Genomic DNA, 12,381 nt, shown 5'->3' with positions numbered 1-12,381 from the left:
TCATCGTCAAACCACTTGGAAAGCGCTTACTATTACGCCTCGCTGTTTTTCTTGTGCTTGCTCCTGTAACCCCACGTCATCCTGCACCTTAAACTCATTTGGGTATACAATGGTTGCAACTGTGCACTCAAGAGAATGAATGATGGAATTAAAAGTTGATACTCATACACATACCTATGCGAGTGGCCATGCATACAGTACGTTGATTGAAAACGCTAAATTGGCAAAAGTGAATGGTCTGGATATGTTTTGTACCACTGACCACGCGGAATCAATGCCGGGGGCGCCTCACTACTGGTTCTTCTCAAACCAAAAAACGCTTCCTCGCTTTTTAGATGGAGTGGCGATTATTCGCGGTGTGGAATCAAACATTCTGAATACAGAAGGGGATATTGATATCCCGTCTAGTGTTGATCTCAACCTTGATTGGGTGATTGCGAGCTTTCACGAACCCGTCTTTATTCCCGCAAATAGAGCCATTCATACCGAAGCCTTGATTAATGTGATTAAAAATGGTCGTGTAGATGCGCTTGGGCATTTGGGCAACCCGAATTTTGACTTTGATTTTGACGCCGTATTAACGTGTGCAAAACAGTATAATGTGGCGATTGAAATCAATAACACCACACTGAAAGGCAACAGCCGCGTTGGTAGTGTGGAGCGTTGTTATGAGATTGCGAAAATCGGGAAAGAACTCGGTGTGTACTTTACCACGGGCAGTGACGCACATTTCTGTCATGATGTCGGTAATTTAAGTTTAGTCAGTGAGTTGATGGATGGTGTTGGCATTGACAGCTCTAAGGTGATCACTCACTCGACTGATCAGTTTTTGTCATTTCTAGAACGACGTGGCCGTAATCCTATCGTAGAATTTGACGAGATTCGCACTGCATAAACCTGATTACATTTTTGCCTGTGCACCAGCGAATAGATTGCTTTACACTGCGACTCCAATACTTGAGTAACCTTGGTTATGGGTATAAAAAGCTGACTCAGAATACGGCACACAATGGAGAAGTAAAAATGTTACGTCCTGTAGTTTTAGGGTGTGTGGTTGCGTTAGGCTCAACATACGCAATGGCAGAAGCCGTCGATTTAAAACAAAATATGAAGCAGATGAAAATGGATTTTAAACAGGCAGCGGGAGCATCGGATGTCGAAACCATGAAGTCTGCCATTGATAGCTTGCAAGCAATCGTCGAAGAATCTAAACGTGGTAACTACCCACCAGAAAAGTTTGACCTTTACCTAGAAGGTTTTAATAAACTGTCTGTCACGTTAGATAATATTGAATCAGACCTCGACGCAGGTAAGCTAACTGAAGCGAAAGAGCAATTGCGTGAAATTGATGGGTTACGTGAAGAGTATCACGACAAGCGTAACCCAAGTATCTGGAGCAAGCTGTTCGGCTGAGCGCTCAGGCAATATTTAAATGAATACAAAAATCAGCCTGCCATTTGGTGGGCTTGTTGTTTCTTCGACGTCCAGCTCTTGCTTCCTCCCCTAAATCACTCTCAATACTATTGTGCGGTTATCGCCAACTTCTCTCGTTACTAAGTCGATGACTCGGTAGAGAAATATGACCTGAGCTTGTCTCTTAGCCAGATATTGGCAGGACTGTGTTTCATCCGGTTATGGGTGAGTAGCCGATATTTCACAGGAATGTTGGTGAAAGGAGCATCAAGCACTTGCAGATCGAGTCGCTCTGCAAATTGGTCAGCGATACTTCTTACCGTCGCTACTAAGTAATCACAGTTTGAGACCATCGTCATTTGAGACACCAATGAATCACATTCGGCAGCGACTTTGCGCTCCCCAATCGACTCTTTAGTAAAATAGTCAGCAAGATAAGCGTCCTCTCTTCGCAGTTTTAAGGTGACGTGCTTTTCAGCATAAAACTGCTCAAGCGTCAGTGAGTTTTGTATTCTCGGGTGCGCTTTTCGAGCAATGACGCAAATCTCATCATTTAAAAAAAACTCAGAGAAAAAAGAAGGTGCGGAGTAATTCGCGAAGTCGATCGCCAAGTCGGCTTTTTGTTGATTGAGGTTATGGATCAGTTTTTCTTCACTAGAAAGCGTAGGGTGTAACTCAATCTCAACCTGTCCTAGGCGAGTATCGGCCTCTATCTTCGGCAGTAGCATTAACATTACGGGTTCAGTGGTATAAACCACAAAACGACGTGAGTTCTCTGTGGAGAAACGGTCTATTCCTTCCAACGCATTTCGGATTTGATTGAGTGCGGGTTCAACTTGACGGGCTAACTCGTGAGCCTGATGCGTAGGCTCAATGCCTCGTCCTGAGCGAACGAAAAGTTGTACGCTTAGCTGCTGTTGAAGTCGTTTCAGCACCCCACTGACTCCGGGCTGAGTTAAACCCATGATGTCCGCTGCAACCGTGATTGAACGGTGCTGATAAACCGCAATAAACACGTGAAGTAAATTCAGGTCGATATTGGATCGTTGCACAAGCTCCTCCTCTTAAAACATAACAATATGTGATGTTTTAAATAAAGTTTCATGCATGTATTTTGATGTGTCAACGAATTAAAGTAGCCTCATATCGAAAAACGAGACACCACGAGGCTCACTATGACTAACCGTTTTGCACCTTCAGCGATTTCACTTGCACTACTCGTTTCTTTTTCTGCGATGGCGGATTACGCCAGCTTAGATACTTACCAAGGTAAGCCAGCGACGGAACATACTCAGCGTGCAAATGCGACGTTGGCGAAAGATCTACCTTGGCAAGACGTCAGTGCATTTGATCGTACGAAGAAAGGGCTCATTGCCGAGTTTGGCACTCATGAAGCGGGCGAGCTAAAGAACCGCTTTGAATACATGTCAGACATGAGTGTGGAGCAATTACCTGCATCGGTTAACCCATCGATTTGGCGCCAGGGAATGTTGAACTACGCCGCTGGTGGTTTGTATAAAGTGACGGATGGGGTGTATCAGATTCGCGGTGCAGACTTGTCTAACATGACCATCTATCGCACTGATAATGGCTATGTGATTCACGATCCTTTGCTATCGAAAGAAGCGGCAGCGGCGTCATGGGCATTTGCCAAATTGCATCTGCCAAAGATTAATGGCGAACACAAAATTACGGGCATGATTTACTCGCACATGCACGCAGATCATTTTGGTGGTTCACGCGGTATTTTTGAGTCGGGTGACTTTGTTGAAGGCGCACCAATCTATGCACCAAATGACTTTATCAAAGAGCTAGCGGACGAAAACGTGATTGCAGGTGCTGCAATGGGGCGTCGTGCCAATTACCAATACGGAACCACGTTGGATAACAATACTCAGGGCATCGTTGATAATGCGCTTGGTCTCGGCACTTCTCGTGGTGAAGTCACCTTGGTTACTCCGACACAAGAAATTGAAGAACGCGAAAAAGTCGTCACCATTGACGGGTTAGAGTTCCACGCGATCAATATGCCGGGGGCTGAGGCGCCTGCAGAAATCGTTCTTTATATTCCCGAATACCGCTCGTTGAATACTGCGGAATTAACCTATGACGGTATGCACAATATCTATACTTTCCGTGGTGCGAAAGTGCGTGATGCACTAGTTTGGACCAAGTATCTGACAGAGCTGAAGTTACGCTACGTTGATAGTGGCTTGGTTGATAACATTCATGCCGCTCACTCTGCACCAGTGTGGAATGATGGCAAGACAGAAACCAACGAAATTGCGGATTACATGACGCTCCAACGTGATAACTATGGCTTTATCCATAACCAAGCGATGCGTTTAGCGAACCATGGTGTCACCATCCATGATGTTGGGCGTGAGATTGAAAAAATCGTTCCTCAATCTCAAAAAGACACTTGGCACACAAACGGCTATCATGGCTCATACAGTCATAATGCACGAGCAGTTGTGAACCTGTACCTTGGTTACCATGACATGAACCCAGTGAACACCAATCCACTGCAAACCAAAGCGAAGTCGTGTGTTTATGTTGAAGCCGCAGGTGCGGATACCTTATTCAATGCAGGACAAGCGCACTTTCAAAAGGGCGAGTACCAAGAGGCATCACAACTGTTTAATGACCTTGTTCAGTGTGAGCCAAGCAATATCGACTACCGTTTTGCGTTAGCGGATAGCTTTGAGCAACAAGGCTACCAGTCTGAAACCATGGCTTGGCGTAACTCTTACCTGCAAGGCGCCGTTGAGCTTCGTACTGGAGACATTCAGCCATCGATTAAACTGGCATCTCCAGATGTCATTGCGAATACGCCAACTGGCATGTTCTTGGACTTCCTTGCAGTTCGATTAAATGCGGAGAAAGCAGAGCAAGCAGGCCTCGATTTTAACTTTGGTATTCACCACCCAGACTTAAATGAGTCTTACTTTGGGGAAGTGTCTAACTCCAATATGGCGAACATCCAAGTTGATAAGCTGCCAACCACAGATGTCACGCTGCAAATCAGTAAAGCGGATATGACTGCGATGGTACTAGGACAAGCAACGTTGGATGAACTTGTGAAATCCGGTAAAGCGAAGTTAACGGGAAATGCAATCCTTATTACCCAGCTGGCTAACACATTGGACGATTTTGATGGGATGTTTGAAATTCTTCCTATGCCAGCAAAGTAATTAGCGCATAGTCGTAAAACAAAGCCTCGGTGCGCCGAGGCTTTTTGTTTTCTACTGGGGCGCACGTACCGTAGTGTTTTCCCCTTGTTTTATTCAGCGGTTAGCCAACAAAACCTGTGAGATAGCAGTCACTTATTAACCTTGTTTTTGAGTTCATACACAGAGTAAGCTAAACAGTTCGATTTGAACACCGTTAGGCAGAGCAAGGTCAAGCTTATAGGAGTCTCTGGCTTTGCGATAATTTTCAGCAATGACTTTTAGCCCCAACACTTGGGTGTAAAAGCGTTTCGAAGTTGGGTAATCACTGCAAATGATCGCGATGTGGTGAATGGCATTAAACATGACGCAGTTCCTTCGACCTCAAGTGTTCCTTCATAAAATCGATAAACACGCGTAGGCGGGCTGGCATGTATTTGGTTTGCGCGTACTGCATCGCAATAGCGCCGTGGTAGTTACTCTTAATCATCCAATCCGACAGCACTTCAACCACTTCGCCACACGCAAGAGCCTCTTTAATTACAAAATCGTGGAAGATGCCAATCCCCAACCCTGCCTTTACGCCGTTTAAACGCATTTGAGAATGATTAACGGCATAGCGACCACTGACGGCAATCGAGTGAAACGCTTCCTCTTTGAAGAATGACCAGATGTTGTCTTTGTCGTTCTCTGCCAGGTAAATACAGTCGTGCTGTTCAAGCTCAGTTGGATGCCCTGGCATACCGTGTTTGGCGAGATAATCTGGAGAAGCACACAAAACTAGATTGGTCTTGCTGATCTCTTTTAAAACCAAGTTTTCGTCCGGCTTATCCGTGAGTTTGAACGCCACATCAATACCTTGGCGGAACAGGTCAATCTCACCATCTGCGGCGCGTAACTTCAGCTGAACATTTGGGTAACGCTGCAAAAAAGGTAAAACAAACGGCTGAAGCACCGAATTAAGAAACGCTTCTGGTGCTGCGACGGTGAGAGCACCTGCTGGCTCAGTATGTTCTTCTGCAGAGAGCTCCACTGCTTGCTGCGCTGCGTTCACCATAGCAATGCTCTGGGCATACACTTTTTGGCCAGCTTGGGTGATGAGCAGTTTACGCGTGGTGCGTTCAAACAGTTTTACTGAAAGGGCTTGCTCTAATCGTGTGATCAGCTTACTTAAAGCAGAGGGCGTTACACCGAGCTTTTTGGCTGCGGCAGTAAAGCTGCCTTCGTTTACTACTAAGATAAACGAAGCAAGATCAGGAAGTAGAGCAATGAGCTTTGGGTTAACCATAATGATTCAGTTTTGCGTAGCGAAATGACGATATTGTCTGGCGCAACGTAGCTTGGTTCAAGTGTCGCCGTCTCGCATTAGCGATATTTTATTAGAAAAGCCGTTAGGATCGGCAAACCTGATTCACCAAAATGGTATTGCTGCCAGCAACGATAAATCGCGGTCTCGTGATCAGCGATTAACTCAAGTGCGGCTTTCAAAGTGGTGGACTCTTCTGTTGTGCTGGTCTGTACCTCAACTTGTTCATACCAGCGACGGTATTTCACTTCATAAGGTTCGACCCAAGTGAGTAAGGTTGAAACCAGTTCGTCCCATGGTAACGCGATCCACTTTTCTGCATCTGCGAGGCCTTTTTCAAGCATCTCTTTATGCCGACTCTCGATGTCCATTCCTCTGGTGGTCAGAATGGGTTTGAGCTTCTCTGCGGTCAGTTCTTCTACCTTCATCAAGGTTTCCCAAAGTTCATCTCGCTTGGCGCATGAGTAGTTATTTAAGTAGTGATTGAAAAATGCGATGCCATAAACTTCGCCATAGTAGGCAGAAAGCACGTGATGAATCATTGTGAGAGCCGTCATGAGAACCGTGAATCACGCATTGTAGGAGGGATTAGCACTTAGAGTAAATAGCTGAGTCGCACTATGACATTACTGGCTCAGATATTCGATAGAACTTGTGAGAATTTGATGAAGTTGCTGATAGATTTGATCGTCATTCTTAGAGTCAAGAACGCAAAATGTTCGAAGCGTAATACTTAACCTACACGAGTCACGGACAAAGAAGCCCCTATGACGAGTTATGAATATCGCCCAGTGAAGCTTGGTACGTTGATGGCTGAGTGTACCAAGACGATGTAATGCCAGTTTTCACATTAAGGAGTGGTGTTGAAAATTGATGCCGACAAAGGGATTCAAACGGTCTGTGATAAAGGTTTAGTGGAGCGCTTAACTATTAACCTATTGGAAATGCGTTGCGTCACAGCCCAATCGGAACAGAGGTGAATTACCAAGCTCACTTAATTGAGAGTGAGTCACGAATTTATTTCACTTTTACCAATCATATCGAGAAAAGTGCTCCCACAGGCTCATTGGGCATTGGAACGAAAATTGTCCAATCGATATTGATGCTACACCATAGCTATTTAGTAACGAGTACAACCAAATCTACCTGTTAGCAACAGTTCATCCTTAGATCGTTATGATGTTGGTGGTGAATCTCTAAGTAATCTCTGGCTGCGTGATTCAGTGACAGATCAGCTCTCTACATATTGATGTCGTTTGGGTATAACGACAGGTAGCTTTCTTTCCCATGTTGTTAGCGTGTAAAAAACATTAATAAATTGCATTAAAACAACACAAAGGATGGGTCTAAATAAAATGCATATCATCACATATTTAATGTGACACACTGAATAATTAACTTTGGTGTCGATGTTGCCATTTTGAGTTAACAAAATTCAATTTAAGCTGTTGTTTACGGATTGTTAAATTATTGTTCGATATATTATTCGATGGGTGTTTGTGGGAGTATTTTAATGTGTGTTTAGTTGTTTATTTTATATGTGTTTAGTTGTTTATTTATTAAGGGGAAAATTGCTGCTTATCTCGCCATTATTAGTGAAAAGTGGAACCGGGGTCACTTAATTGCAGTGAAAATGCCTAATTAATTGGGTGAATAGGTAATAATGTATTGGTAACAGATAGTTACGGTCTCATAATTAATAATATGGCTAAATTTCCGACAAGGACCGAAAAATGAGCGACAAGGAATCTATTCAGACTAATTACAGCCGACGCAACTTTCTTAAAGGCGCAACTGGCGCAGTTGTAGCTGGCGTCAGTGCTTCCGCATTTTCTGGCGCTGTTCAAGCAGCGGAACCGAAAATTGATTGGAACAGCGGCACACTAGGCAAAAAAAATGATAAGCACTTTTGGAATAAAGTACAAAAGCAGTTTGTTTTAGATAAACGAACGACTTACATGAATATCGGTACCACAGGGTCGATGCCAAAGCATGTTTTAGAAGGTTACGAGCACAATAATATGTTGGTTGCGAAATACCCTTGGGACATGAAAGGTGAATTTGGCGGTTTTCCTTATGTATCAGATATGATTGCCGACATTGCACCGGGCTTTGGTGCGAATGCGAATGAAATGGTACTATGCCGCAATACCACCGATGGTTTATGTTCGATTATTAACGGCCTACATTTCGAGCCAGGTGATGTTATTCTGACCACTCACCATGAGCATATTGCTGCGACATCTCCAATGAATGTGGCGAAACACCGCTTTGGTGTGGACGTGGTCGAGGTTCAACTTCCTGTCTTTACAGGTACAGAGAGTGTGACTGAAGAAGATTACGTTCAAGCTTTCCGTGATGCGATTGAAGCGCACCAAAATGTACGCTTGATGGTTTTTTCTCATATCACTTATAAAACGGGTACGACTCTGCCTGCTAAAGCGATCTGTTCTTTAGCGAAAGAATACCGTATTCCAACTTTAGTTGATGGTGCTCACACTGTTGGTATGTTTGACTTAGACTTCCACGATATGGATTGTGACTTCTATACAGGATCTGGTCATAAGTGGCAGTGTGGTCCGGGCGCAACAGGTATCTTGTATGTACGTGATAACGGCAACCGTTTGAATGAGTACTGGAGCGATCGTGAAAATCCATTGTGGTTGATCAACTCTTCTCTTTCTCACTCAGATTACTTAGGTAAGCAGTTACAAATGCAATACGTTGGTAATGATAACTACCCAGCAAAACAAGCGCTTGCGGATAGTTGTCAAATGTGGGATGAAATTGGTCGTGACCGCATCCAAGCGCGTGTACTAGAGTTGAGCGCTTTATGTAAGAGGCTGCTTAACGAAGCGTTACCACATGCTCAGATGTATTCGCCAAATGTGGAAGGCTTAACCAGTGGTCTAACAACGTTTAACCCATTAAACGATGTGACAGATAATGAGCGACTGACTCTGTTCCGCGACCGTCTTCGTGAAGAATATGGCTACATCATCCGCACGACAAGCTTCAAATTATACAAAGAGGACGCATACGAAACGCACGCACTGCGTATCTCGACCCACTTGTTCCATGATGAGAGCGATGTTGAAGGTCTGGTAAAAGCGATTGCAGATCTTTACTACTCTTTCTAATTCCATCTTAGGTTGGTATTCTGCGCCCTTAATTGGGCGCTTTGTAAATGAAAAGGTATTCATTTATGTTAGGTAATACACGCAAACGTAGCTTGGCTGCGATGGCAATGGTCGCATTGGCTTCACCTCCCGCTTACGCGAATGAGCTACAAGCGATCAAAGAGAGTGGTGTATTGCGCCATATAGGAGTGCCTTATGCCAATTTTGTGTCTTACATTAACCAAGGTGAAATGAAGACACTGACTGGTTTAGACGTTGAAATCATCAAGGGCTTTGCTGACTCTTTAGGCGTGAGCTATGAATATGTTCCGGCTCAGTGGAATAACATGATTGGTAAGCTAACTGGTCGCCAAGTGCATTATAAGGATAAGCAGTTGGTGGAGGGGGAACAGGTGCCAATTGAAGGTGATCTCATTGCGAATGGCGTTACGATTTTAGATTGGCGCACTGAAGTAATCGATTACTCATACGATTACTTTCCATCAGGCGTATGGCTTGTGGCGCGAACGGACTCTTCTTTAACACCAATCAAGCCAACAGGTAAAATCGAACGTGATGTCACTGCTGTTAGAGAGATGATTTCAGGTCGTGAAGTGCTGGCAATGGAGCACTCTTGCCTCGATCCTAACTTATATGATTTGTATGACACTGGCGCAAAAGTGATTCTGCCTGATGGAGCGCGACTTTTAAACGAAATGGTCCCGGCAATAATGAAAAACGACGCTGAGAGTACATTACTCGATGTCGCGGATACGCTCATTGCTTTAGAGAAGTGGCCTGGAGAAATCAAAGTGATTGGCCCGATTTCGGAAAAGCAGAAAATGGCGGTAGCATTTCGTAAAGATTCGTCAGAATTAAAAGAAGCTTTTAACCAATATTTAATCTCTATGAAGAGAGATGGATCGTACCAAGCTTTGGTCGAAAAATATTACCCATCGATTTATTATTTCTATAATGACTACTTCTTAGAAGGTAATAAGTAAGGCATATGATTAAGTCTGGAAATATATTATCAAGTAATAAAATAATCACAATCAGTGCGATACTGGTATCGCTCTATTTAGGCATGATTATTACGGTAACGAGCTTGGGGCAAAATAAGTTAAGAGAATCCCAGCATAGAGAATTAGAACTAAAAGTAAAGAGTTATGCAGGAACGCTTAATAATCTATTTACGATAGCGAGTGAAGATATTGATAATTTGTCGACAGACAAAACAGTACAAACGTTTTTTGCAAACTTAGCATCCGGCATGTCGATGGAATATGGTTTGGGGGCAAGCTTAGTTAATTTGGAACGTAAACTGAACAAAAAGACGGCAGCCAAAGCGATTAATGGTCTACCGATTTATACACAGTTAAAACTGGTTGGCCTAGATGGGAAAGTCATCGTGGCTTCTGGGCCAGATTTTAACCGGAATGTTTATAGCGTTCACCTTCTTGACAATCATCAGTGTGCGGACAATATCGTCGCGACCAGAGACAATGGTAAAATACTAATACAAGTTATTAAGCCCGTAATCCTATCCACCAAGACGGTAGGTTATCTAATTGCAGATATTAATGAAAACGTGGTTATTGATCAGCTGACAAACCAAGAGCACGAGCATAGTTATGGCCGAATGGTGCTGAGAATCAATGATCTCGACATGGATGTGTGGGATTCTCTGAACCAAAAGTTGAGGGAAGGTGATACCAGTGACAGTAATGAGAACTTACAAGAGTTACAAGAGAAAATCTATTTTGAAATTCCTGTTGGTAGCCACCGCGACTTCAAGCTCATGGCCTGGTTTGAATCTCTGACTGAACGTGAGTTATATACTTCGAAAATATTTATTTCAGGGTTAAGTGTATTAGCGATCTTGATTGTCATTGGTTTGTTGTATGCGTTTAATCTTAATAACACTCGTGTTGAGCTGAATATAAAACTCGAAGAAGAGAAAAAGCGCCAAGATATTCTTGCGCAGAAAAATCAACGTTTGACGAGTGAAATTGAACGTCGTAAATCTTCAGAGTTAGAACTGGCTTATCAAGCGAAGCATGATGTGCTCACGGGGCTACCGAATCGAACGTCTGGTGCGGATCGTTTGGAACTTGAGCTTTCTCGAGCGCAGCGCAGTGATTCCAATGTATTAGTGATGTTCATTGACCTTGACCATTTTAAGCAGATCAATGACTCCATGGGACATTTTGTTGGTGACGAGATTCTAAAGTTAGCCTCAGAAAGACTCCAGCAAGCTGTGCGTAAAACGGATCTACTCGCACGTAACGGGGGCGATGAGTTCTTGTTGGTTATTCCGGAACTAAAAGACACCGACAGCGCTAAGCGTTTTGCGACAACGGTGTTGTCTGTGTTTAATGAGCCGTTTAGTTGGCAACATCATGAGTTCTTCCTGACGGCGAGTGTGGGCATGTCGGTTTTTCCGAAAGATGGTGACAATGCTGAACAATTGCTCGCTTGTGCTGATATGGCGATGTATCGTGTCAAACAGGATGGACGGAATGCGTTCTGTTTTTATGACCACAACATGAACCATGATTTACAGCGTTTCCTCGATTTAGAGAGTCGTTTACGTCACGCCATATCACATGATTTATTAGATCTTTATTACCAGCCAATTATCGACTTGGAAAAAGGCGCAATAGTGGGGGCTGAAGCATTGATGCGATGGAATGATGAACAATATGGTTTTGTGAGCCCTGAAGAGTTCATCGCTATCGCTGAGAAAAACGGCTTGATTCATCAATTAGGTGAATTTGCTATTCGCGAGGCGTGCCATCAAGCCGCACAGTGGCAAACGATTTCACCTGTCGTAGTCTCGGTGAATTTCTCTAGCGTGCAATTCCGATATTGTGATCGTTTGTTCGAGCAGATCAAACAGCACCTAGAGGAGTCCGGATTACCTGCCGAGAAATTTGATGTGGAAGTGACCGAAAGTTTGTTGTTCAACCACAGTCAGGAGCTCATTGATTTGCTTGATAACCTCAGAGCGCTGGGGGCGAAACTCACCATTGATGACTTTGGTACGGGTTACTCGGCTTTAAGTTATTTACAGAAGTTTCCGTTTGATCGCCTTAAGATTGACCGCAGTTTTCTGCAAAATATGTTTGAAAATGACTCCGATCGTGAATTAGTCAACGTGATCATTGCAATGGCGAAAGCGCTGAATCTGAAGATTGTTGCCGAAGGCATTGAAGAGCAGCGTCATGTGGACTATTTGAAAAACTTAAACTGTGAGTTTGGCCAAGGTTTCCACTATAGCCGACCAGTGCCTGCAGAGGAGTTTGAAGCACTTCTCAAACGACCAACTTGGTCATAACTCCTTTTATTACAGCCTGATAGGAAAGCATTA

The 12,381-nt window shown here is 43.8% G+C and carries 9 protein-coding genes and 2 pseudogenes; 7 read left to right on the top strand and 4 right to left on the bottom strand.

Translation table 11 applies throughout. The annotated features are described in order from the left end of the window. Positions 1-142: 142 nt before the first annotated feature. Both ACVA54_RS09325 and ACVA54_RS09320 read left to right on the top strand, forming a co-directional pair. Positions 143-895: a phosphatase gene (locus tag ACVA54_RS09325; protein ID WP_172438059.1), complete on the top strand. Its 753-nt coding sequence runs from the start codon at positions 143-145 to the stop codon at positions 893-895. A gap of 128 nt (positions 896-1,023) precedes the next feature. Continuing rightward, on the top strand, positions 1,024-1,413 hold the full coding sequence (locus ACVA54_RS09320) for a cytochrome b562 (RefSeq protein WP_099078224.1): 390 nt from the start codon (positions 1,024-1,026) through the stop codon (positions 1,411-1,413). Between the two features lie 140 nt (positions 1,414-1,553). On the opposite strand, the gene ACVA54_RS09315 is transcribed toward ACVA54_RS09320, so the two are convergent. Next, positions 1,554-2,465 carry a LysR family transcriptional regulator gene (locus ACVA54_RS09315; RefSeq protein WP_446642894.1) on the bottom strand — a complete coding sequence of 304 codons (912 nt, stop codon included), beginning with the start codon at positions 2,463-2,465 and terminating at the stop codon, positions 1,554-1,556. 123 nt (positions 2,466-2,588) lie between these two features. Here ACVA54_RS09315 and ACVA54_RS09310 point away from each other — a divergent pair, with 123 nt between their 5' ends. Then, positions 2,589-4,607 (top strand): alkyl/aryl-sulfatase, encoded by a 2,019-nt coding sequence (locus ACVA54_RS09310; protein ID WP_446649547.1) that lies wholly within the window; start codon positions 2,589-2,591, stop codon positions 4,605-4,607. Positions 4,608-4,775: 168 nt separating this feature from the next. Here ACVA54_RS09310 and ACVA54_RS09305 read toward each other — a convergent pair. The 3 genes and pseudogenes from ACVA54_RS09305 to ACVA54_RS09295 form a co-directional block, all read right to left on the bottom strand. After that, a pseudogene (locus tag ACVA54_RS09305) lies at positions 4,776-4,949 on the bottom strand (VOC family protein); the annotation flags it as partial. Continuing rightward, positions 4,942-5,871 (bottom strand): LysR family transcriptional regulator, encoded by a 930-nt coding sequence (locus tag ACVA54_RS09300; protein WP_099078221.1) that lies wholly within the window; start codon positions 5,869-5,871, stop codon positions 4,942-4,944. The gene ACVA54_RS09300 and the pseudogene ACVA54_RS09305, both read right to left, overlap by 8 nt. A gap of 77 nt (positions 5,872-5,948) precedes the next feature. Beyond that, positions 5,949-6,431, bottom strand: coding sequence for a hypothetical protein (locus ACVA54_RS09295; protein WP_099078220.1), 483 nt, complete (start codon positions 6,429-6,431; stop codon positions 5,949-5,951). 213 nt (positions 6,432-6,644) lie between these two features. Here ACVA54_RS09295 and ACVA54_RS09290 point away from each other — a divergent pair. From ACVA54_RS09290 to ACVA54_RS09275, 4 genes and pseudogenes are all read left to right on the top strand, one after another. After that, a pseudogene (locus tag ACVA54_RS09290) lies at positions 6,645-7,042 on the top strand (sensor histidine kinase); the annotation flags it as partial. A gap of 580 nt (positions 7,043-7,622) precedes the next feature. Continuing rightward, positions 7,623-9,029: an aminotransferase class V-fold PLP-dependent enzyme gene (locus tag ACVA54_RS09285; protein WP_099078219.1), complete on the top strand. Its 1,407-nt coding sequence runs from the start codon at positions 7,623-7,625 to the stop codon at positions 9,027-9,029. A gap of 65 nt (positions 9,030-9,094) precedes the next feature. Continuing rightward, complete coding sequence (locus tag ACVA54_RS09280; RefSeq protein ID WP_099078218.1) at positions 9,095-10,012, top strand: transporter substrate-binding domain-containing protein; 918 nt, start codon at positions 9,095-9,097, stop codon at positions 10,010-10,012. A gap of 5 nt (positions 10,013-10,017) precedes the next feature. After that, positions 10,018-12,348 carry a putative bifunctional diguanylate cyclase/phosphodiesterase gene (locus ACVA54_RS09275; RefSeq protein ID WP_446649546.1) on the top strand — a complete coding sequence of 777 codons (2,331 nt, stop codon included), beginning with the start codon at positions 10,018-10,020 and terminating at the stop codon, positions 12,346-12,348. Positions 12,349-12,381 lie beyond the last annotated feature (33 nt).

The sequence above is a fragment of the Vibrio sp. PNB23_22_6 genome (genome assembly GCF_052877535.1).
The sequence above is the reverse complement of the archived record's forward strand: the minus strand, read 5'-3'. Positions and strand labels throughout refer to the sequence as shown.